Below are 23,699 nucleotides of genomic sequence, written 5' to 3'. Positions count from 1 at the left end.
AACCCGCTCCAACTCGGTACACCAATGAACCAGTCTCAACAGCTACTCGATATTAGTACGAATGCCTTACTGCATCTAGAATTCAAAAAACTTGATAAGCGGCTAACACAGACTGAGCAAAACAACCTACTTGTTCAGTACCTAAAGAAAATTATCAAGAATGATAGATATCGTACGGTTAAGAAATCAACCAAAAGTTGGTTATTGCGCGGAAGAAAAACTGGCGCATGTCTAGAATCTATACTTAATAATGATCGTGAGCGGATATTACAAACTAGCTCAACAGACCTTTATCGTTTTGTTGATCTTATTGAAGACATTGAAGCTCAATTGCATACACAAGTGCAATATTCATTAGCACACAATATCAACCTTAAAGCACGCTTTGGTAAAGTATTAGTGTGTGTGGTTGATGAAGACTTAACATCTAGTTTTGATGATGATGGGCTAATGATCAAATCAACTCAGATTTTATTTATTGGCAGTAATGAACATAAAGATATATTTTCTGCTGCAATTGACCAAAGTGGTTATTTCCAATCTGTAATTGCATATGAAGATGAAAGTCACCTTCGCGTTGAATTGTTTAGACTATAAAATCACATCACATTGTTGTGTTATAAAAATACCAATGAGTAAATTTTGATAATTTACTCATTGGTTAATAAATAGCTTAAGTTGATCACCATTCAAAAAGTATGATCCCTTCTTGATAATAACCATATCCTTTATTGGAAACTTATTTTAGTAGCATTTCTCTTGCTGCAACAAAAGATACTTCTTCTAATAAATAATCAACGTTATCACAAGCATCATTAACCATTAACTTGGTTGTTATTTGTTTTACAACATAACATTTAGCAGGCACTTGAGCTTGTTCATGGGTATCATTAAAGAAACGTAAATCATTGATAGATAAAGAAACTGCTAACTGACTATCAATATCAATTTCCACAGATAGAACATCACCAACTTTTGGTAAATAAGATAAGCTATCACCTGTAATATACTTTCTTACTGGTAGAATATTTTGATCTGATTGTAAATCAACGAAATTAACCATTAATGAAATCATTGGATTATTTAACATTGTATTACCTTATTTAATTGTTTTTTTTATTATATCTATTTAAAAATAATACGATGCACTCTAAAACATAATTATTATTTTCCATAAACTAACGGTAATTTACGGATATCTTTTCGTGTATCAAATTTTTAATACCGCCTTTAGATACGGCAACATCACTATTATCTTTTAATTTCGTTAGCTAAATTCAATATACAACGTTTAGCAGACTGACTCACACCAGCCAATTGAGAAAACCCATGTATTACGCCTAAATAACGCTCGCAATATGCCTCTACCCCTTGAGATAACAGTAACTTAAATAGCTTTCTATCATGAAACTTTGACAGCTATAACAAGACATACACTTCTCCTATTTTATTAGTACCGTCTTAAATAGAATAAGCCACGCTGATAAAAATCCAACTTTAAGTACTGTATAAATCATCAAATACTTACTAAAACCACTGTATAGCTTGAACGTGAGATAGTGCATATTTTTGTAATGTAACTTTATTATTTTCTAAAACCCATTTAATAAGTGTAGATTAAAAACATACTGACATAGAAATATAACACTTAAAAACAGCAACTTAAATCAATACACCCTCAACGAAAATCTATTCTAAGACTTATATTCAACAACCAAATATCGATAAATAATGCTTGCATCCGAATTCATTTAAAACTACTGTATGTACATACAGCATGTATATATAACCACTGTCGGAGATGGCACCATGAAATCACTAATGCATACTCAAGGATCTACTACAGCTTCTGATGTTTATAAAGCAACATTGACTTCTCATGTAGGTATTTGCCAATCTCCGCCAAGGATCGTTCCAATTGAAGTAAGTTATAGCGAGCAACAACAAGCACAATTAGCTTATTTCTTACGCTTGCTAAAACAAGCAAATCAAGAAAATCGCTGGATAATGTTTATTGGACAAGATGCATTATTAGATAAACGTTTATTAATAAATGCAGGCATTGATATTAATAAAGTGCTATTACTTAAAAATATGAAAAACCAAAGTAAACATTTACTAATGGTTAAAGCATTAGAGATGGGAAATTGTTCTGCCGTTATTGTTTCCGGTGAAATTGAAACATTTAACACCCCATTAATTACAATGGCAGCTGAACAAAGTAAAACTTTAGCTTTTGTGCTAAATCAAAACGTTAAAGCACAATTAACATTCCATTGAGTTAATTAGTAAACGATAATGTTATTATTAAGTTGCAATAACTTCAATATTACATAAAGTTAATAATGATATACAAACAAAAAAAGTATTTTTATTTAAAGTTATATTTAATTAATTATTAAAAATAGTAAAAATAGCTTTTACGCATAATAAAAATACATATAATCAAGGAAATTCAAATTTAAATACTAGGTTTCAGAATGGATAATAAGCTCGGATTTGGTGCATTAACTGCATTTGTAATCGGCTCAATGATAGGCGCGGGAGTGTTCAGTTTGCCACAAAATATGGCTGCTGTTGCAAGTCCTGCTGCCGTCATGATTGGCTGGACCATTACGGGTGTTGGCATGATTTTCCTTGCAATGTCTTTTCAAATTTTATCATTATTAAAACCCAATATTAATAGTGGCGTGTTTGGCTATGCACAAGCAGGCTTTGGTGACTTCGTTGGTTTTTGTTCTGCATGGGGTTACTGGCTAAGTGCGATGCTCGCTAACGTTTCTTACTTAGTGATTGTATTTAGTACTCTAGGTATGTTTTTTGATAAACCCGGTCATATTATTTTTGGCATGGGTAATACATGGCAATCTATTGTTGGAGCTTCGGTTTTATTATGGCTTGTATATGCTTCGGTAAGACGTGGGGTACAAACTGCCGCGACCATTAACACTATAACAACAGTTGCTAAATTAATTCCACTTGTACTATTTATCTTCGTTACCTTAATTGCCTTTAAATGGCACACATTTACATTTGATTTTACAGGCTTAGAATTTGGCCCTCAGCATGACCTACTAAGCCAAGTTAAAGGTACCATGCTAATCACTGTATGGGTGTTTATTGGTGTAGAAGGTGCGGTTATCGTATCCTCTCGTGCACGTAATCGTCGTGACATTGGTCGAGCAACGATTCTAGGCCTACTAACGGCACTTGTTATTTATGTGTTCGTTACCCTACTTTCTATGGGTGTTATTTCTACTCCTGAGCTCGCGAAATTTCAAAACCCATCAATGGCAATTGTACTAGAACATGTTATTGGTCCATGGGGCTCCATTATTATTGGTTGTGGTTTACTTGTTTCCGTAAGTGGTGCGTTTTTAAGTTGGACGGTTTTAGCAACAGAAGCACCTTTACTTGCCGCACAAAATAATATGTTTCCAAAGTCTTATGCAAAAGAAAATAGTGCAGGTACATCGATTAAAGCGCTTAACCTGACCATTATTTGTATTCAAATTTCATTGTTTGCAGTGATTTACGCTGGTGGTACTTATAATTCACTACTGATTATTGCATCTGAAATGATCTTAGTGCCTTATTTCCTTGTTGCTGCATATACCCTAAAACTGGCGATCAAAAACAAAAATCGCGGCATGCTGTTGTTTATTGGCTTAGGTGCAACGATTTACGGTATTTGGTTACTTTATGCATCGGGTTTAAGTCACTTATTATTAGCATCTTTATTGTATTTGCCTGGGCTGTATTTCTTTATTAAAGCAAAGAAAGAGCTCAACCAACCTTACTTTGTAGGTAAAGAGCGTATTTTTGTAGTGCTATTAGTAATATTAGCTATATTTGCTATTTATATGGTTGCTACTGGGCATATCGTACTAGAAAGCTAATTTCTGATAGAGCCTAAAAAGCCGTGTATGTTATATGCTTTTTATAATTAAAAGCATATAACATACACGGCTTTTCATTTGGATATTTAATTATTTAAGTTGTTGATGTTCCCAACTAATTTCAATTCGGTTCCGTCCCATTTTTTTCGCTTTTAGTAACGCAAAATCGGCCCGTTTGATCAAATCTTCGCAAGACTCATCAACTAACTCAGCTACACCTAAACTGCATGTTAAGCTAAATTCCTGATCAAACCCCCACGCTTTTGTCATGATTGTTTCTCGAATCTGCTCTGCTATTTCAACTGCAACACTCATATTCGTTTCAGGACAGAAAATAACAAACTCTTCCCCTCCCCAACGCACAAATACATCAGAACGGCGAGTTAAGCCCTCAACTGTCGCTGCAAACTTAATTAAAACCTCATCACCAAAGCTATGACCATATCTATCATTAACCTCTTTAAAATGATCAAGATCGATAAAAATCATTGAGAAAGGGATCTTATTTAATTGTGTCTGAAGAACAATACCTTCTAGCCATTCAATAACTGTGTGCCTATTTCTAATACGAGTTAATGAATCAGTACAAGCCAAATGTTCAAATTTTAAACTTTTATTATAAAGTACGCGATTTGCATCTCGTAAACGTTGGCTACGTTCTTCTGATGTTTTAATCTTCTGGCTAAGAACAAAACGATCAACCAAAATAACAATGGTGGCGGTTGCTACCCATAATAATAATAGTAACTTCACTAACGATGATTCGCAGATCCAAGTACCATAAAAGACTAAGCGGTTTAATTTAATTGCATAGTATGACTCTTTGACATAACTTCCCGTCGCAATTTCAATGATTGAAATATTATCAAATTGTCGACTCGACTTATCAACAGGAATATTATTCTCCGCGATCCACCACGATAAAACTTGGAATGAATTTAATGGGAAAATTTTCAAACCTTCATTAACACCAGGCGTATATTCAATCGCATTAAATTTTAATGATAATGGATCATTAATATTAGAATACATAGGATCAAAATTGCGTAAATAAATACGAATGCGTTCCCCTTCAAGTGGACTTGCATAATCAATATCAAGCCCAACGGAATCATAAGAACTTAAATCAAAACCAGCATCAATAGAGTCTGTTAATGCAACCGCAATTTCACAAAATGGCCATTTAGCTTTATTAACCAAATTACACTCTAATAACACATTGTGATTATTAATATTTAACTTTGTGATCGATGCTCCATTTTGACTTGAATCGTCAATAATTCTATAGGTGCTATTTTTAGGCGTAACTATATATTCCTTTTTTGCGCCACCAAGAAGAAACCAGCTATAGCTAGCAATAGTAAAACAAACTAAAAACAAGATGATTAATCGAAGCCACTTATTTAACCCCGTCATAAATCCCTCAAAACACCAGAGCTTATAAAAATAAAAGCAAAACATTACGACTAAAAACGACAAATTAACAGACAATTTTAGCTTAAACAACTAATTTAATTACTGATTTATGCTTATAATCAAACATTTTTTAAATTGATTGCATAATAATAAAAAACACCGCTTTAGAGGCGGTGTTTTAGTACATTTGAGTTCGTAATAACTTTTTATTTAACGACGGCGTTGGGTGTTTTTCCCACGGTTTTGATGTACCTTACTTTTTGCTTTGGCCCGACGTTTTTCAGCAGATGCTCCGCGATGAACAGAGACTGTTTCAATTAAGCTAGGATCAGGTTCATAACCTTCAAGCCATTGTTGTGGTAAACGGGTATTTAATAGCTCTTCAATCGCTTTTAATGCCCACTCTTCATCTAAACTCATTAGCGTGATCGCGTGGCCAGTATTACCAGCACGCCCTGTACGACCAATGCGGTGTACATAATCTTCAGCATTAAACGGTAAATCAAAGTTAACAACATATTCTAACTGCTGAATGTCTAATCCACGAGCAGCAACATCTGTTGCAACAAGCACACGTACCTTACCGGCTTTAAAATCATCAAGCGCACGTTGACGCGCGCCTTGACTTTTATCACCATTAATAGACACCGCTTTAATACCATCTAAACCTAAACTTTTAGCTAATTGATCTGAGCCTTGCTTCGTTTTAGTAAAGACTAATACTTGTTGCCAATTACGTGAACCAATCAGATATGCCAATAATTCTGATTTTCTCTTTTTGTCAACGGGATACACCATTTGCTGCACAGTATCTGCTGCAATATTATCCGGTGTCACTTCCACCATCTTAGGGTCAGTTAAAATACTAAAAGCTAATTTTTTAACTTGCTTTGAAAAGGTTGCAGAGAAGAATAAAGTCTGACGCTCAGCCGGCATACGCTTCATGATACGGTTAATATCAATAATAAAACCCATATCAAGCATGCGATCAGCTTCATCAAGTACAAATGTTTCTACATTCGCAAGTGATACATTACCAACAAAAACATGGTCAAGTAAACGTCCAGGTGTCGCGATAAGAATATCAACACCTGCTCTTAATGCTTTAATTTGCACATTCATACTAGTGCCGCCATAAGCAACCGCGACTTTCAAATCACTGTACTTACTGTACGCAATAAAGCTATCGTAAACTTGTTGTGCTAATTCACGTGTCGGTGTAATCACCAACGCACGAATTTTTGCACCTTGTTGAGGCTTTATTTCTTCAGCGCCCATTTCAGTCAATGACGGCAATGTCATTAAACGCTGTAAAATAGGAAGTGCAAATGCGGCTGTTTTACCGGTACCCGTTTGAGCCCCAGCCATTACATCATCCCCTGCTAGCGCTAATGGAATGGCTTGTAATTGCACATCCGTTGGTTTTTCATAACCTAATTCTGCGACAACTTGCAGTAATTTAGGGTGAAGGCCAAGGGTTTCAAACGACATAGTGTATTCCTTGCAATAAATACGCTTATACCAATATAGCGGCATAAGAAAACAAGCGCGGATTTTAACACAAAAAAAAAGTACTTCACTATGAAGTACTTTTAGTTACGCAATAAATATTCGTTACAGATCAATAATGGCTATTTAATGTTAAGGAAAGCAGCACCACGTACGCCACCAGCATCACCATGTTTTGCTTTCACAATTTTAGGTGCTTGTGAAACAGACAATAAATATTTAGGTAAACGCTTTGGCAATTCTTCATAAATCAAATCAAAATTAGATAAACCACCACCTAACACCACCACATGAGGATCAACACCACTAAATAAGTTTGCAAAGCACATTGCAAGTACTTCCATGAAACGATCAACGTGCTGTTGTGCTTTTTCATCACCCGCAGCATTACGTTCGATAATTTCAATCGCTTTTAGTTTCTCGCCATAATAATGTGCATAGATTTGTTCAAATCCACGGCCTGATAGATAATTATCAATACACCCTTTTTGACCGCAACCACAATCAAATAATGGTGCGTTCTCTCCCATATGTAACCATGCATCTAACGGTAAGCGCATATGCCCAAACTCACCACCAACATGATTCAAACCAGAAAAAACTTTACCATCAAAAACCATTCCACCACCAAAGCCAGTACCTAAAATAAGGCCAAGCACTGATGGTGAATGTTGATGCTCATCATCCCATGCTTCAGAAAGAGCGAAGCAGTTAGCATCATTATCTAAGCTAACACTATGACCCAGTTTGGCTTCCAAATCTTTACGCAGTGTTCGGCCTTTAGCGGCAGGTATATTTGATGTCAATACAGTACCGTCGCGTGCATCTTCAATACCAGGAATACCAATACCGACTGAACCTTCACAGCCAAATTTCACATCAGCTGCGGTAATAATAGAAACAATAGTATTAATAAGTGTATCGTAATCGCCACTCGGTGTCGGCACACGTTCTGTTGCTACGCGCTCTAGTTTTTCATTAAATGCACCAAATTCAATTTTAGTTCCGCCTACATCAAAGCCGTAGTACATCCTATTCTCCTACAAATAATGTTTAACCACACCGTGAGTTCATAACTCTTTAAATATACTGAAAATTATCCACATTTATGCCAAAAATGACTGTGATCTACGACCAATTCATCAATTATTGTTTAAATGAGGTTTAATATTATCTAACTGACATCACATCTTTTATAGTGTGTTTTCATCAGTTGACATGAATTTTTCCAATAGCGATAACGATGATTGCTCTGGTAATGTGCGATTCATTTTACCCGCGATGTAATTTTCACGAAAAACATCAAACCATAAATCTAATAGCTCGGCATTATAATGCTCGCCAAATAAATCGATAATACGTGCTGCAACTTCAGCCGTACCTAATTGATTTTCCTTTGATGCTTCACGCATTTTATATCGAGATGGCTTATCTGGATTAATGGATAATAATGGGAAGCGATCAAGATACGGGCTCTTACGGAACATTTTTTTCGCTTCTGCCCAACTACCATCAAGCATAATAAATAATGGACGTTTACCCGCTTCAAGCGTTACTGCTGTCACTTCTCTTTCTGGCGCATATTCAGCAGGAAAAACGACATAAGGTTGCCATTGAGGATCATCAAGTAATGCCAGCATTTCAGCGTTAGGCTCAGTACGCGACCAAATATAAGCAAAAGTATCTTCAAATACATCAGCAATTAAACGGCCAGTATTACTTGGTTTTAAAATCTCATCATCAAACATGACCAATAAAAACGCGGCATTTGATGTCGCTAATGGACGATGTTCACAAATACACAAATGCGTACGTAACATGCATTGACGGCAGCGTTGGACTTTACAGCCACGAGCAAGAAAAGGACGAGTTGAACGTGCAAGACGTTCCTCATAAAGAGTATGTATAGCATGAATGCGCATAGCGACTAACCTAAAAACAGGAAAACGCGTGCATGTTACCGAAACCCCCACGAAACATACAGTCATTATCCGTATTATAAGATTGCCAACTCGCTTTTGTTTATTTTATCGGCATATGCTCATGGCAATCCGATAAAATAAACTCGCCTTTGCTGTTTTTATAACAATTATCGCTATTAATAATGGTGGTGGTATTACGGCCTCTTTTCTTTGACTCATATAATGCTAAGTCAGATTTTTCTAACCATGATTTATAATCAGTTAGCGTCGAATCCCACTCACAGACACCTAAGCTGATCGTGACTTTAACAACGCCACGCTGATCATCAAATACCGTTTCTCGTTCAATACGATTGCGCAATCGTTCGGTAAAATACCCAGCGAGTTCAGCAGGTGTTCCTGGTAGAATAATACCAAATTCTTCACCGCCATAACGGCCTGCGATATCGGTTTGGCGTTTAGTTCGGCGTAACACATCAGCGATAACTTTAATAACACCATCACCCGCAACATGGCCATAAGTATCATTAACTCGTTTAAAATGGTCAATATCAAACATAATCAACGTGGCTGGTATTTGTGTCTGATGACAATAATCAAAAGCATCCGCTAAACAATTTTCCCAATGGCCGCGATTGTAAAGCTGAGTTAGTCGATCTGTAATGCTTAAATGTGTTAGTTGTTTATTTGACTCATGGAGATGGTTTTTATTTTTGGCTATATCAGTAACATCAGTGATTGTTAAACAAATATGGTTATATTCTCCAGAAAGAGAACGTAACGGTGTTAACGTCATATTCTGAAACATGATATCTGAACTGCCCGAAATAGGACAAAAATTCAAAAAACGAAATACCCATGGTCGATCTTCCCATGCTGAAAATGATCGCATTCGTAATTTAAACGTCGATTGTATTTTGCTCTGTAACCACGACTCGGGTAAATCAGGTACAACCTCAAACAAGGATTTTCCCATTATTTGAACACTGGAAATACCACTATAAGCTTGCATAAAGGTATTCCATGCACAAACATTATAGTTTTCATCTAATATCACAACGCCAGCATCAAAATTATCTAATACTTGCATTGTTAAATGAAAATCAGCTAAAGATATTTCGTTCAATGTAATGATTCCATCACTTTATTATTAATAATTGCTAGAGAATGATTATCCATAATAAATAAGACTTCACACTCAACATCTAGTATTTCTGCTTTATAAGTATATTCAATTGTAAAAAAGGTCTGAGTATCGCAATGTGTATGATGCAAGTTCATGTACTCTTCTAACACGATCGGCTGCCGAACAGAAAATGGAATCGAAATTTGTTCTGATAGCGCGACTAAAAAAGAACAGACCATTAAATTGGCAATATCAATCACGACTTCATTTTTATATTCATCCGTTTGGCTAAATCCCAGCTTCTGTCCAAATAAATGTACATCTTTACCGTGTAATTCAACCAACGCCTCACCGTGAATGCCACCGCCCACAAAACGTTGTGTAATGGCAATTAATTCATGATCATTACGAATATCTGCAATCGCCATGGATAGATCGCTGCTTTTCATAAATGCAACACTTGGCAATGGCATTCTTATAAAATCACCAAGGTGATCAGAAATAATTGCAGCCCCTCGACCTAATGCAATATTGGCAAGCTCGCGCATGATCTCAATTGAATTATTTTCTAAATGAGTATCAACAACAATAGACGGAGCATTATCAAAAACTAGCCCTAATCGTTGCGACAGTTCTATTAACTCATCATGATTAAATGGCTTAGATAAAAAATAATCCGCACCTAACGCTAAACTTCTTTCCACGGCAGTTAATTGTACGTCAGCAGATAAAACAATAATCGTGGTGTTATAGTCACGGACAGGTAAGGACTTCATGACACTAAAACCATCCATTACTGGCATGGTTAAATCTAAAAACATAATATCAATATCAGTGCTTTTTAAACAATCAAGCCCCTCTTTTCCATTTTCAGCATAGAAGAAAGTGGCATTACTGCATGACTGTAGCAATCGTGTAATAGATTTATGTACTAAGACTGAATCGTCACAAATGAGAATATTTATTTTGTTAATCATCAGACTAATCACTTACCCATTGAACTTCACATTAGTATAAAGCAAAGCAACATTATGCAGTAATGTAAAATTATGCATTCAGTGACATACATCTAAATATTGATCTTAGTTCCAATCAATAACCACTAAAAGAAAAAGGTAATTGTCTTTTTTAATCGTCAACATTGATGATTTATCGATATGTACTGTTTCATATTTAATTACTGCTCAATAATAAATCAAATATATGGCGGACAGGATAGTTACCCACTGACGATTTTATAATAGAATCTCAGCATAACTTTATAATATCAGCCATTGGAAAATAATATGAAAGCGCTTCGTTGGTTCGTCGGTAAAATTATTCTCATACTCAATTCCCTTTTTTCACCACGCGGTATGCAACGCTCAGCCACTGCTCAACAGGAAGTTGATGCTGCTGTCGCTAATATGCAGCTATATCAATTTGAAACATGCCCTTTTTGCGTAAAAGTACGTCGTCATGCAAAACGCCTTAATATACCGCTTGCAACCCGTGATGCAAAAACGTCACCTTGGGGCCAAGAATTATTAGAACAAGGAGGCAAACGTAAGGTTCCTTGTCTACGTATTGAAGAAGATGGGCAAGTAACTTGGATGTATGAATCAAATGACATTATGGCGTATTTAGATAAGCGCTTTGCTTAATATTACCAATAATCCACACAATAAAATCAAATAACCATTTAAGTCCTTAACGTATAAGCCGATAGCTCTTATTGCACTTTAAAGTTGTAGTATAAAAGAGGTATCACTATCGGCTTTTAACTACTGAATTTTTATTTATTGATTACAAATACGTTTTACAGGGCTGCATATGCGCAAGAATCATACGATAACTACCGACGATATTTTAATTAAATTATGCCACTCTCTGGCTGATGTATTATCACGAGCAACAGAAAGCCACATAAAATATTCGCCGATGGTACAAAAGATCAATAAAACAAGCTTAAAACCGGATATTGGTTGCTTTGTTTTATTTGATGGTGGCTTCACAGGGTTAGTCGTAACTAATTTCTCCGCCGCAGCAGCAATGGAACTTTATCAAAACTACATGATTCGAATGGGCTTTCCTGACACAGATATTGCTATTCATCATACCGCTGATGATGTTGCTAATATTTTAGGTGAGTTAATGAATCAAGTTGTTGGTGATTTTACAGGTAAGATTGGCAGAGAATTAAAAATATCAATTACCCAAAACCAGCCGAAAATGCTCGCTCTGCATAAACAAATCATCCTTTCTGTTGATACTAATCTTGATCGCCCTCAAGTACGTCGTGTTAGTTTTACAACAGAAAAGAATAATATTTTCTATCTTGAGCTCGCGATGGATAAAACTGAATTTATTCAATTAGAAGACTTTGAGATTGATGAGCAAGATCCAGATACTATTTTTGAAACGGCTTATGATGCTCAACAACAACAAAAACCCATCACTTCTGTCAACAAAAATGCAGTAAGCCCCTATGACAATCAAGATTTGCTGGATCAACTTGGGCTATAAAAACAGCTTTAATTTAAATAGTTAGGTAACTCTACCCCCGTATTGTTACCTCTTTATCTTCCTTACATGATTAAAATATTTACTTTTATTGATCATAAATTTAATTCTGTGATCAATAACGTAATTCACTATCATAATACAATTTACAAAATCCTTAATTCCATATAATTTCGACCCACTTTCGTTTGTGAGTTTATCGTCATGCCTCAACACCGTATAGCCAGCTTTGAATTTGGTCGAATTATTGCCACGATTGCCATTATTGCTTTGCATAGCCAAATATTCATGCAGGCACCTTTATTTGATGGCCAACCTTTGTTAGGCATGGGGCTCAATCAAATTAGTCGGTTTGCTGTACCGTTATTTTTTATTATGGCGGGTTATTTTATTCAACCACGTTTAACCGCCGAGCGTGTCCCTTATCTCTGGCGTTATGCACGTCCATTACTCATCATGTGGGTCTTATGGAGTATTATTTACCTTATTTTGCCGTTTAACTTTCACCTTGTGACCTCTGAGGGATATGTTGCTGAGCGTACCTTCTATTGGCAAAAACTGCTCACCACCCCTTTAAATACCTTGTTTGAAGGTGGATTAGTGCATCTTTGGTATATTCCAGGGCTACTCAGTGGCTTAACTATCATTACCGTTTTACTGCGTTTGAAGTTATCTCGGTTGATTATTCCCGTTGCTACTCTGTTATTTATTTTTGGCTTAATGGCTGGTAGCTATGCTCAAATAACAGAATTAAGTTCACCGATATTTACGCGTAATGGTCCATTTTTTAGCACCTTCATGATCATGCTTGGATTTGAAATTCGCCGTCGTAATATCAGTATTAGTCTCAAATACAGCATTATTATGATGATCGTTGGATTTTGTCTATTTATCGGTGAAGCAAACTACCTTTCACTGCAAGAAAATGGTTCTTTTTTCCATGACTTTCTCTTTGGCACCCCGTTATGGGCATTAGGTATTTTCTTTATTTTATTAGCCAAACCTAACTTAGGTGACTATAAAATCATTCACTCATTAAGCAAAGATGTTCTGGGTATATACCTCTGCCATTTACTTATTGTGATTTATTACCTCAATATCATCAGTATTTTGAATATTAACCCGATCATTGCCAGTGTGTTTGCAGTACCTGTGGTGTTAACTGTGTCAATCATCATTGTTCGATGCCTGCGTAAAATTCCAATGACAAGATGTCTAGTACGCTAGCCAATACTTAATATTCTAATTAAAAGTCCTTATTATCATCTAATTATAAGGACTTTTTTATCTTCATCATCACCGCACTCCTTGCCTATTCTCAACTGATAGTATTGATAAAGATCGCCATAAACATCATTTTCAATGCAAAAAATGTTTAGGACCACACTTAAATTCCACACGCCAACACGCTTTTAAAAGTCAGTGATTGCATAATATTGCCGCATGCCGATAACCTTATTATCAACTATCGTGCACTATAATAATAAAGGTATGAATGAATGGCTAAACTACACCCTCTCTCCATCCTAATTGGCAGCCTATTTGCCGCAAACAGTTATGCTATGACGCCTCAACCCGACCCTGATACTACAGGTGGTTATGTCATTGAACGTGCGGAAATTGTTGCAGCTGAAAATGCTAAAACAATGGACCCAATGTACGATGTTTGGGCACAAGCTTTAGCAACGGCTTCAAATACCGTTGTTGAAGCTATTCTTCCAGGGCTAAGCACTAACCCTGATAATGTAAAACGGGTTGAGCGTGTTTTTCCTGAAACTGAATGGAATTACCTTACTCAAATGGCTGCCCCTGAATATACCTATACCCGCTTTTTACGTGCGATAGGAAAATTTCCTGCGTTCTGTGGCGATTATACTGATGGCCGCGATGCTGATGCTATCTGTAAGAAATCTATCGTCACTGCTTTTGCTCATTTTGCCCAGGAAACGGGCGGCCACATTAGCATTGAAAACGTCTCTGATAACCCGTTAGGACTTGAAGAATGGCAACAAGCATTAGTTCATGTACGTGAAATGGGCTGGTCTGAAGGTCAACCGGGTTATACCACAGGCTGTGGTCAAGATGATTGGCAAAATAAACGCTGGCCTTGTGCGGAAGGACAAGGTTACTTTGGTCGTGGCGCAAAACAACTCTCATACCACTTTAACTATGGTGCTTTTTCTGAGGTGATGTTTAATGGTGATGCAACAGTACTATTGAATAATCCAGGGTTAGTTGCTGATTCTTGGTTAAATTTAGCATCTGCTATCTGGTTCTTCTTAACGCCACAAGCCCCTAAACCTGCCATGTTACATGTGATTGACCGCACATGGGTCCCTTCCCAACGTGAAACAGATGCAGGCATCGGTTATGGTTTTGGCACCACTATTAATGTTATTAATGGTGGTATTGAATGTGGTGAACAAAACAAAGATAAAGGTCAACCCGTTAACCGTATTCGTTACTGGGAAGGTTTAGTTGAAAACTACCAAATTCCTGTAAAGAGTGATGAAACTAACACCTGCTGGCAACAAACACCTTATGGTAGTTTGAATCTAAATGGTGCAACCGATGTGCTTTATACAAACTGGGATGCAAATTGGAAATACTATCCTGATCGTCCAGGTGGTGTTTCGTTTGAATGTGAGCTAGTTGGTTTCCAAACCGCTTATTCTGCTTTAGTTGCAGGCGATTATGAAAAATGTGTAACCAATTTCTATGGTTCACATGCGAACTGGCCCGCGGTGCGTGTGGTTGATAAATTAGACCCTGACACGGGTGGCGGCACCACAGATCCAACAGACCCACCGATTGATGGCGTGGCGAATTGGGACGAAAACAAAGTCTACAGTGGCGGTGAGCAAGCCACATATAAAGGCGCTATTTATGAAGCGCAATGGTGGACACAAAGTAACCAGCCTGATTTAGGCGGCCCATGGAAGTTAATCAAAGCTGCAACATCTACAGATGATGCAATAACACCACCAACAGATGATAAGCCATCAATCTCTTTACCAACAGATGTAACAACGTGGAGTACTACTGCCGTTTATGGTGGTAATGATAAAGTCAGCTTCCAAAACAAAACTTATCAAGCAAAATGGTGGAGCCAAGGCAATACACCAACAGCAGGTGATCCGTGGACATTGCTACCTTAACACGTGCCTTAACAATATTATTAAGTTAAGCCACTGATTATTATTGCTCAATAAAAATGGCTTTGACGGGGAAATTAAACCCTATCAAGGCCATTTTTTATCACAAACAAGGATAACAATAACTACTTAGTTGCTGCATCAAATACTAGTTTACCTAAACGATATAACCGTTTTGCTTGCTCGGTATAATCAATAGTTTCACCTTGAGCGCGACGACGGTTTAACTGAGTATTGATCCCATCTTGATACACCTGCTGTAACTGTGATTGTAAGCTATCAAGATTATAAGGAATACGATCGCTACTCACGGAAAACGGCAAAATATACTCAGCCTGCATTACCTCTCGGTTATACTTCACTGCATCACTAATAATTTGCCCTTTATCCGTTTGTGGTGACTCAAGATCATACGGTGGCAACCATTCATCAACAGGTTTAAGTTTATCGACTTGGTTAACCAACATGATCAATTTAGGCGCTTTTCTTTGCTGATTTTGAGGTTGCTTATAAAACGAATCAAAAGCACTTTTTAGGGTAACATCTAATTGACGTGATGATTGATTAGCTTTCAATACCCAAATAACCACATCACTTTCGGTCATTTGTTTTAGTAATTTCTTCTCAATTTCAGCACTGCCATCAATGCCGGGTAAATCAATCAGATTGATTAAATCGAGCCCGTCAACTTCACATTTATAGGTTGTGGCTTTATCTGTTGATGGTAACGCGCTTACTTCAGCCGCAATCTCACCCAATAACCCATTAATAACCGATGACTTACCCGCACTCACTTGACCAACAACAGCTACCCGCAATGGTTCTACGGCAATGGCGGTTGCTTGCTGATCGTGGTCTTGTAGTTGGCTATGTGGCACCGCTGCATCATCAAGCTTAAAACGACCACTGTATAAATCAATAGCAACTGAAGCGACTTCTTGTAATAACGTCGCTTTTAGTTTGCTTTGTACCTCAGCACTAACATCATCAAACAACTTACCAACAACCAAACCGCGTACTTCGGCTAACCAGCCTGTTGGCGTTGCTATACGGAATAATCGATAAACATCATAAGCACTTTTTGCATACCCCATTTTATCTTTAATCGCGTAACCTTGTTTAAGGCTCGTTAAGGTGATCTTCTCAGAAAAAGGAACATGTTGTTGTAGAAAGTGACGATAACGACGACTTACCTCTTCAACCATCATTAAAAATTCAGGCGCAGTAAACGCTAATTTTTGCGATCTCGATTGTTGATGATACTGCGCAGCAACATCAGCCACCAAAACATAAGCATGGGCTTGTAGGCTTTCCCATGCAGAGTCATCTGCTAGCTGCTTATCAATAACTAGTGTCATTTGTTGCCACACTTGCTGATCGTGCTCACTCCATTGTGGATTGGCAGCAACATGTAATGGTGCAATATCATCCATAACAGCATCTGCAACCACCCGTTTACGGCGCAACCACCAATAAGGAAGAAAAGCCACTAAACAACCACCAGCAATAATGGCAAAAAATAACAGCCATTGTCCTTGTTGAATCAGATCAACAACACCAAACCCCGCCAATACTATGATGGGCAAACACACCGCTAACATCAGTAACGGAAACAAACCTTCAGAGAGTTGATTAATTAACTGATAACTTTTGCTCACCCGTTTCATGCATGATCCTTTTTCGGTGATGATTTACTCAATTGTTGTCGATCAGCAACCTGCTTGACGGTCGTAAATGCTTGTTGATAAGCCAATTTAATTTGGTCTTTTGAAATCGACTCACCTTTACTGCGATGATATAAATACATACAAGCCGCACGGCCAATCGCATAAGTCGATGAAAAACTCATCGCCGCCGCCGTCGCACTGCCCACCGTTTGACCGTATGCCGGAATAAATTTAACTAACTGGTTAAGCCCCAATTTAGATAAATATTGCAACAAAAAACCCGATCCCAGCATGCCCACAAATTCTGCGTAATCTTTTTTATTCCAACTGACACCATATTGATTCGCAAGACTATGCAACATCTTGCCTTGAATAGCTGGTACACTGAATAACCCAACAGCAGGAATAGCATCACTGGCTCCCGCAACGCCTGCATACCACAAAACTTCTTGACGTAATTGATAAAAATTTTGTTCTTCACGGTTAGTATGCGCTTGTTGATTTGATAATAAACTCAACATCGGAAGTGCATCCGTTAAGGCATGATGTAATATATCAATACCAATAAACTGTGCTTCATCTGGAATGAGATCAACCACAATCGGCTGGTAGATAGTTGCCGTTTCTGATTGCCATTGTGCAGGTTTAATGCCCCACACGTCCATTACCCGTTGATGATTATATTCAATCGCACGCTGGCGTTCTTGAGTATCAACAATACTGTTCACCGCAGTATGGATAACCAATAAATGTTTGATCATACCACTGCGTTTAATCTGTTTTAATGCCGCCAATAAACCTGATTGTTCAGGCTCTTCCGCTTTCATCACCACCATTAATGCATGGCTTTTACCACTACACATTGCAATGTCTTCAGTGGGATCGTAATCCGCTTCACCTAATCCTCGTGTATCTAAAAAACACACTAATGGATTTTCTGCTGGATAGAGATAATGGTGAGCAGTACGAGTACAAGGTTGAAAACCATTACCAATCTCAACCAAACTACTACCTGTGAGCGTTTGAATAAGGGTTGATTTTCCCGCCCCTGTTTTACCTAATAACCATAATGTTGGAATATGTTTCTGCCATTCATCAAACGCAGGAGCCAAATCAGGGTTAACTGAGGGATTTATATATTGGTAAACTTTCTTAAAGAAGCGATTCATATCACCTTCACACCACAAAATAATAAACCAGTGACATAGTAAATTTATATATATCACTATTTAGTCAGTCTTAGCAAAATAGCACTAAATGAAAAAAGAGAATAACCTTAATGATTATTCTCTTATTTATAATGCAATGTTCGCTATCTCTGGCTACAGATTAGTCATCGAGATGATCAATAAAATATTGCTCGCGACTTGAGCTGACTAAGCTTGATACCACAATCGCCATATAAAATACGCCAACAATCGCTTCAAGGTAAGCGAAGACCTTAGCAATTGGCATTATTGGCAAAATATCACCATATCCCAAGGTGGTTAAGGTAACAAAACTAAAGTAAGCAGCATCAGCAAAATTCTCATGCCATGCTCCTTTATTGAGGCCTTGAAATGATCCCGGTAAGAAATGGATAAGAATTAAATACCCTATGGCCCACATTAAACCAAGCAATAAAAACAATGCCATTGAGCCAATGATTTTGTTGCTATTAATTGAACCGGTAAAGAGTATTTGACGCATAATTGAACGAAAAGTCCCATAAAAGAAAATAAACATCAATAACAGCATGATAATTTCAATTTCTTCAATGCCTAATACCGTTCGAGTGATCACAGCAATCAACCATGCAACCACTAATGACGATAAAAAACGGAACCAATTTTTATCAAAGCGTAAGCTTAATAAGCAAATGCCAAAAGTGATAAACGTAAAAACTTCTAGTATATATTGCAAAAAACCGGACGTAATAACCTTATCTAAAGATGCACTAATCAATAAAAAAACCAATGCTAAGGTTAAGTAGAAAAAATTATTTTGATTATTTATCCGTTGGGCTTTTTTACTCAACATTTATCCATATTCCTTATTTATTTTCATAACCAGTGAGTTCCATAAATCCTTTACCACCTTGTGTGCCTGTGACATTAATCGGGCCTTCCCAATAAGGAAATATAAAAGGTAACCATTGATCTTGGCGTACAACACTGGTTTGGAGTTTTAGTCCTTGTGATGGCACTTCAATTAACCAGTTAAGTGGAAATGAAATACCACTCACCTTGTAAAAATGCATCGGTTTCATTCGAATTTGATTATTATCTAGCTCTACCACTCGACCATCAGGCCACGATCGCGAGCCAATAAAATAGGGTCTTTGGCCTTCTTCACGCAATTGCGACACCATCAGAGCACTGCCATCGTCAAGGTGGATCGCAAACCAATCCCAACCTTGTTGTTTGGCACTAAGCATACTACTGCTCCATTCACGATCAAACCAACCACGGCCACTCACTTTATATGGTTTACCGTCCAGTGTGATCGTCCCATCAAGGTCTAAGAAGGGAACACTATAATAATAAGAAGCGATACCCAATAATGGATGTTTTTGGCTATATCCTTTATCGCCCTGTAAAATAATGGCACCTTTTTGCTTGATATTTAATCGTGCAGACATGTCATCATCTGAAAACTTCAGTCGTCCAGGAAATGGATCACTGGTCGCAGCACGCCATGACCAATTATCTAACCACGCACGAAACGGTTTAAGATCAACCCCTGCTTGACCAATGCCACCACGCGCAAACCTTTCTGTTGCCCAAGTTTTCTCTTTCGTATTTATAACAGCATGTGCCATATACATTTGTGGGGTCTTCCAACCACTCAAATCTTCATCATTGGTCGCCATGCGAAATAACGTCCACTGCACCGCAATTTCTTTTCCTGTTTCTGTTTTAAGATTAGCGGTTAAATACCACCACTCAGCGAGATATTCAGGGTGTTCGCCATGATCTTGAGGAAACGTTATCGGCTCTCCTTTTATCACTGGCTCAAACACAAAATCTTTAGACTGCGTTAATATCTTTACTGAATTACTTCTCGTTGGTTGTTCATCACAACCACTTAACAACATCATTCCCATTAACATTATAGATAAAGAAAACACATGCCAACGAGATTGCTGAGTTGAAACTTTCATTAAAATGACTCTCGCAAAGATAAAATCGCAGATCGATGAACTAAACGCCATACTGGCCATGCTCCAGCAACAAGCAGTGCTAATAAAGCCGTGCCTAATGTCATAAAATAATCATAAGGGAAATATTGGACTTGCATCGTCCAACCAAAGGAATATTTCAACACAACATCAATCAAAAGCTGTGCTAAAAGTAAACCTAAAGGCAATGCTATCAGTGCGGTCATAAGCCCTATAACTAACAATTGACCGCCACCCAATAACGATAATTCAATGCTTGTCATTCCCATACAACGTAATAATGAATATTGTCGTTGTCGTGAAATTTCACCAGCAATAGTGGAAAAGAACAAACCACAAATAGCAATGAATAACGTTAGATTACCTAACGTTGATGTCACGACAAACGTACGATCAAATACGGTCATTGCTTGTTTCATTAACGCGGCATTATTGCGTATACGTTCTGGTTGTAAGCGGAATCGCTCACCTAACTTTGCTAATAATAATTCGGATTTTGCACCCTTTTTCAAATGAATAGCTAATCCGACTTGCCCTGAATGCGGCCAAAAACGTTGCCATTTTTGCTGAGAGATTAATACTTGTCCGTAAGGGTTACCATAATCATAATAAATACCCACCACTCGCCATTTCTGATTCATGGGAGCGGGAAGATTAATAATATCTCCAGGCTGCCAATGGTGTTTCAGCGCCATAGACTCACTGACCATTACCGCACGATCATGATGCAGTTGCTGCCAATAATTATTAAGGCCCACTTTTACCGACAGCGCTTTTTGCTCACCGGATGTTTGGCCAATACTCATAACTTGAATCGTGCCATTATTTGAGCGAGTGGCTTTTTGTCTGCTCCACCACACTTGATCCACTTCGGGTTGTTGTTGAAGCCATTTTGATATCCGTGGTGCCATGTTCATTGATGGGCGAATATAAATATCCGCAGCTAAACGCTGTTCAAGCCAGTTTTCCGTTGTATTACGAAAACTGCCAACCATAGTCTCCATACCGATGTTAGAAGCTAACGCCAACATAAACGCCATTGCTGCTATACCGCGATAACTTAAACTGGCAGCCGCATCAAAGAAAAACCATCGCATGCGCGCTTTACTGCTGATATTACCGAGAAAATGGAACAGCAACCACAGTAAATAAGGCATCATCAAGCCAGAAGCTATAAGAATAAAGGCGATTAAAACAAAACCTGTTAACTGGCCATGAGCAAGCTTATAAACAATCACCGCACCAATAATAAAGATGCAAGAAAACAAGGCTTGCCACGCAAATTCTCGCCCACTAAATCGAACTAAAGATAAATGTGTCGCTAGTCGTGCGGGTGGCGATTTAATTAAGCGCACAACCGGCCATGTACAGGCAAATGCACAACCAAAAATCGCAATTGCTAAACTTGCAGCACCCCATTGCCAATTCCAGTGGACTTGTAAACCAACATTGGCGTTATATAAATCATTCAATGATGCCGCAACAGATGGCAGTAATTGTTGAGCTAATAATAGCCCAATAAGATTACCACCAACCAGCCCAACGAACACCCACAAACACAGTTCACCAATAAGCGCTCCAGCGAGTTGCGTACCATTAACGCCTAATTGACGTAAAATACCAACTAACGGCTGTCGTTGTGCTAACGAGAGCGACATTGCTTGATAAAAAATGAACAATCCCACCACAAACGCCAGCATTCCCATCGCAAACAAATTCAAATGAAAGGCATTGGTTAAGGGTTCTAGCTTGGCGTTTTGTTGACGTTCAAGTGTTAATCCTGGTGGTAAAATATGCGTCAGTTTCATTAACTGCTTACTGCTCATTTCACCGCAAACAATCGCGCTAAATCCAGAACTAGGTTGTAATTCGCGTAACAAAGCAATATCAGCAATCATACGTGAATCATTCATACGGCTGTCATTGATCACTTTCATCGGACCTATTTGACGCCCAGAATTAAGTGTCAACATATCTCCATTTTTGATACCAATATAATTAGCTAAATTTTCACCTAACATAATCGGATATGGAGGACGCATTAGTTGCAATAATTGAATTTTACTTTCATCAATGGCGCTATTTTGTAACGCACCAAAAATAGCCACAGGGTCAATACCGAGTAGCTGAAAGTCACGTTGTTTTTCTGTAATGATGCGATGTTCAACTAATGGCGCACATGTCTTAAGCCCGGCTCGACGCATTTGAATGTAAAAACCTTGCGGTACATTCATGCCTATTTGAGCATGGCGTATACGATATGGAAAAGGATTAGAAAAAAGTTGTTCGCCTTTACGATAGCTTTCTTTTGCTTGTTGATTAACTCCCATTACACCGACTAATAATGCAATACCCAGTGTTAATCCAAGCCACACTAAAACAATTTGCAATGGGTGGCGACGATAGTGTCCCCAAAGTGCACTAGCTACGGGGCGTAACATGTAACTGACCTCCCTGTAAGCGAATACAGCCTTGCATATGTGCTGCAACTTTCTCACTATGGGTAACAACTAATAAAGTGCAATTAAGGTGTTTTGTTAATGTAATAAGTAACCGAATAACAGCATCTGCATTTCGTTCATCTAAACTTCCTGTTGGTTCATCTGCTAATAACAATATCGGTTCCATATAAATTGCACGTGCAATAGCCGCACGTTGTTGTTGTCCCCCTGAAATCTCTTCAGGATAACGTGATAATAATGACATTAAATCCAATGCGGAAATTAGCTTTAACCATAACTTATCGTCGTCAGGTAATCCTTTTAGCTGTCGACAAAAACGAATATTATCAGCCACAGTTAAGGTTGGTAATAAATTATATTGTTGAAAAACAAGGCCAATATTTTCACGACGAAAGGCTGTTCGCTCACGTTCAGAAATTGCATGTATTGCCGTATCACCAAGCCATATCTCACCTGATTCAGGTTTATCAAGCCCAGCAATTAAATTCAGTAATGTACTTTTCCCTGAGCCGCTTTCTCCCATCAGTGCTAATTGCTCTCCAGAATGTAAAGCCAAATTAGCGCCCTGAAGCACAGAATGAAACTCGGTACCGTCTAGATACCCTTTGCAGAGTTTAGATAGTCGTAACATGTTCAATCACCAACGTTTGCTTGCATTACAAATTAACCACTATTTATTTTAATAATCGAATAATTAAAATAAATAGTTATTCAATACTACCTATTTTATTCCTCACAGAACAGCTTAGCTATATAAGTATTACCATTTATCACGCTTTCTTATTTGAATATTCTTCTTTAACAACAATCGACTACCATTAGGGTTAAAAAACCGTCATTAAATACAATTTTTATATTTCTAATTTGAATTTAATAACTAT

At 37.7% G+C, this 23,699-nt stretch carries 20 protein-coding genes and 1 pseudogene; 7 read left to right on the top strand and 14 right to left on the bottom strand.

Annotation, left to right across the window (positions count from 1 at the left end):
- The first annotated feature begins 24 nt into the window (after nucleotides 1-24).
- Nucleotides 25-597 carry a DUF2913 family protein gene (locus ACJZU6_RS08625; protein WP_080157571.1) on the top strand — a complete coding sequence of 191 codons (573 nt, stop codon included), beginning with the start codon at nucleotides 25-27 and terminating at the stop codon, nucleotides 595-597.
- A gap of 142 nt (nucleotides 598-739) precedes the next feature.
- Here the strand turns inward: ACJZU6_RS08625 and ACJZU6_RS08620 are convergent, their stop codons facing one another.
- The gene (locus ACJZU6_RS08620) at nucleotides 740-1,090 is read right to left on the bottom strand and encodes a hypothetical protein (RefSeq protein WP_080157572.1); all 351 of its coding nucleotides are present in this window, start codon (nucleotides 1,088-1,090) and stop codon (nucleotides 740-742) included.
- 161 nt (nucleotides 1,091-1,251) lie between these two features.
- Nucleotides 1,252-1,398, bottom strand: a pseudogene (locus tag ACJZU6_RS08615) (alpha/beta hydrolase); the annotation flags it as partial.
- Nucleotides 1,399-1,809: 411 nt separating this feature from the next.
- On the opposite strand from ACJZU6_RS08615, the gene ACJZU6_RS08610 reads away from it, so the two are divergent.
- Both ACJZU6_RS08610 and ACJZU6_RS08605 read left to right on the top strand, forming a co-directional pair.
- Complete coding sequence (locus ACJZU6_RS08610; RefSeq protein WP_235865899.1) at nucleotides 1,810-2,280, top strand: cell division inhibitor SulA; 471 nt, start codon at nucleotides 1,810-1,812, stop codon at nucleotides 2,278-2,280.
- A 200-nt stretch (nucleotides 2,281-2,480) separates the two neighbouring features.
- Nucleotides 2,481-3,899: a basic amino acid/polyamine antiporter gene (locus tag ACJZU6_RS08605; RefSeq protein WP_080157573.1), complete on the top strand. Its 1,419-nt coding sequence runs from the start codon at nucleotides 2,481-2,483 to the stop codon at nucleotides 3,897-3,899.
- Between the two features lie 90 nt (nucleotides 3,900-3,989).
- Here ACJZU6_RS08605 and ACJZU6_RS08600 read toward each other — a convergent pair whose 3' ends face one another.
- The 6 genes from ACJZU6_RS08600 to ACJZU6_RS08575 all read right to left on the bottom strand — a co-directional run bounded on the left by ACJZU6_RS08600 (nucleotide 3,990) and on the right by ACJZU6_RS08575 (nucleotide 10,849).
- Nucleotides 3,990-5,315 (bottom strand): GGDEF domain-containing protein, encoded by a 1,326-nt coding sequence (locus tag ACJZU6_RS08600; RefSeq protein ID WP_080157574.1) that lies wholly within the window; start codon nucleotides 5,313-5,315, stop codon nucleotides 3,990-3,992.
- Nucleotides 5,316-5,525: 210 nt separating this feature from the next.
- Nucleotides 5,526-6,806, bottom strand: a complete 1,281-nt coding sequence (locus ACJZU6_RS08595) for a DEAD/DEAH box helicase (protein WP_080157575.1) — start codon at nucleotides 6,804-6,806, stop codon at nucleotides 5,526-5,528.
- A 140-nt stretch (nucleotides 6,807-6,946) separates the two neighbouring features.
- A complete protein-coding gene (gene nagK, locus ACJZU6_RS08590) occupies nucleotides 6,947-7,855 on the bottom strand; it encodes an N-acetylglucosamine kinase (protein ID WP_408900083.1) in 909 nt (302 codons plus the stop codon).
- Between the two features lie 162 nt (nucleotides 7,856-8,017).
- The gene (locus ACJZU6_RS08585; protein ID WP_107276353.1) at nucleotides 8,018-8,746 is read right to left on the bottom strand and encodes a tRNA-uridine aminocarboxypropyltransferase; all 729 of its coding nucleotides are present in this window, start codon (nucleotides 8,744-8,746) and stop codon (nucleotides 8,018-8,020) included.
- Nucleotides 8,747-8,846: 100 nt separating this feature from the next.
- The gene (locus tag ACJZU6_RS08580) at nucleotides 8,847-9,872 is read right to left on the bottom strand and encodes a GGDEF domain-containing protein (RefSeq protein ID WP_080157578.1); all 1,026 of its coding nucleotides are present in this window, start codon (nucleotides 9,870-9,872) and stop codon (nucleotides 8,847-8,849) included.
- Entirely contained in the window at nucleotides 9,869-10,849 is a 981-nt protein-coding gene (locus ACJZU6_RS08575; RefSeq protein WP_080157579.1) for a response regulator, read from the bottom strand. The genes ACJZU6_RS08580 and ACJZU6_RS08575 overlap by 4 nt, the downstream gene beginning before the upstream one ends.
- A gap of 309 nt (nucleotides 10,850-11,158) precedes the next feature.
- On the opposite strand from ACJZU6_RS08575, the gene ACJZU6_RS08570 reads away from it, so the two are divergent.
- From ACJZU6_RS08570 to ACJZU6_RS08555, 4 genes are all read left to right on the top strand, one after another.
- Nucleotides 11,159-11,515, top strand: coding sequence for a glutathione S-transferase N-terminal domain-containing protein (locus ACJZU6_RS08570; protein ID WP_080157580.1), 357 nt, complete (start codon nucleotides 11,159-11,161; stop codon nucleotides 11,513-11,515).
- 169 nt (nucleotides 11,516-11,684) lie between these two features.
- A complete protein-coding gene (locus ACJZU6_RS08565) occupies nucleotides 11,685-12,377 on the top strand; it encodes a DUF3334 family protein (RefSeq protein ID WP_408900082.1) in 693 nt (230 codons plus the stop codon).
- A gap of 201 nt (nucleotides 12,378-12,578) precedes the next feature.
- Nucleotides 12,579-13,601 carry an acyltransferase gene (locus tag ACJZU6_RS08560; RefSeq protein ID WP_408900081.1) on the top strand — a complete coding sequence of 341 codons (1,023 nt, stop codon included), beginning with the start codon at nucleotides 12,579-12,581 and terminating at the stop codon, nucleotides 13,599-13,601.
- A gap of 272 nt (nucleotides 13,602-13,873) precedes the next feature.
- On the top strand, nucleotides 13,874-15,532 hold the full coding sequence (locus ACJZU6_RS08555; protein WP_408900080.1) for a chitinase: 1,659 nt from the start codon (nucleotides 13,874-13,876) through the stop codon (nucleotides 15,530-15,532).
- Nucleotides 15,533-15,654: 122 nt separating this feature from the next.
- Here ACJZU6_RS08555 and ACJZU6_RS08550 read toward each other — a convergent pair whose 3' ends face one another.
- The 6 genes from ACJZU6_RS08550 to ACJZU6_RS08525 form a co-directional block, all read right to left on the bottom strand.
- Entirely contained in the window at nucleotides 15,655-17,196 is a 1,542-nt protein-coding gene (locus ACJZU6_RS08550; RefSeq protein WP_408900079.1) for a GTPase family protein, read from the bottom strand.
- Complete coding sequence (locus tag ACJZU6_RS08545; RefSeq protein WP_327766484.1) at nucleotides 17,193-18,365, bottom strand: GTPase; 1,173 nt, start codon at nucleotides 18,363-18,365, stop codon at nucleotides 17,193-17,195. The genes ACJZU6_RS08550 and ACJZU6_RS08545 overlap by 4 nt, the downstream gene beginning before the upstream one ends.
- Before the next feature lie 160 nt (nucleotides 18,366-18,525).
- Nucleotides 18,526-19,215 carry a potassium channel family protein gene (locus ACJZU6_RS08540; protein WP_080157586.1) on the bottom strand — a complete coding sequence of 230 codons (690 nt, stop codon included), beginning with the start codon at nucleotides 19,213-19,215 and terminating at the stop codon, nucleotides 18,526-18,528.
- Between the two features lie 13 nt (nucleotides 19,216-19,228).
- Complete coding sequence (locus ACJZU6_RS08535) at nucleotides 19,229-20,338, bottom strand: lipocalin-like domain-containing protein (protein ID WP_080157587.1); 1,110 nt, start codon at nucleotides 20,336-20,338, stop codon at nucleotides 19,229-19,231.
- Nucleotides 20,338-22,797 carry an ABC transporter permease gene (locus ACJZU6_RS08530; protein ID WP_080157588.1) on the bottom strand — a complete coding sequence of 820 codons (2,460 nt, stop codon included), beginning with the start codon at nucleotides 22,795-22,797 and terminating at the stop codon, nucleotides 20,338-20,340. Before ACJZU6_RS08530 ends, ACJZU6_RS08535 begins: the two co-directional genes overlap by 1 nt.
- A complete protein-coding gene (locus ACJZU6_RS08525) occupies nucleotides 22,778-23,449 on the bottom strand; it encodes an ABC transporter ATP-binding protein (protein ID WP_080157589.1) in 672 nt (223 codons plus the stop codon). Before ACJZU6_RS08525 ends, ACJZU6_RS08530 begins: the two co-directional genes overlap by 20 nt.
- Nucleotides 23,450-23,699 lie beyond the last annotated feature (250 nt).

This window comes from Photobacterium piscicola (genome assembly GCF_046058925.1).
GTDB classification, from domain to species: Bacteria; Pseudomonadota; Gammaproteobacteria; order Enterobacterales; family Vibrionaceae; genus Photobacterium; species Photobacterium piscicola.
The sequence above is the reverse complement of the archived record's forward strand: the minus strand, read 5'-3'. Positions and strand labels throughout refer to the sequence as shown.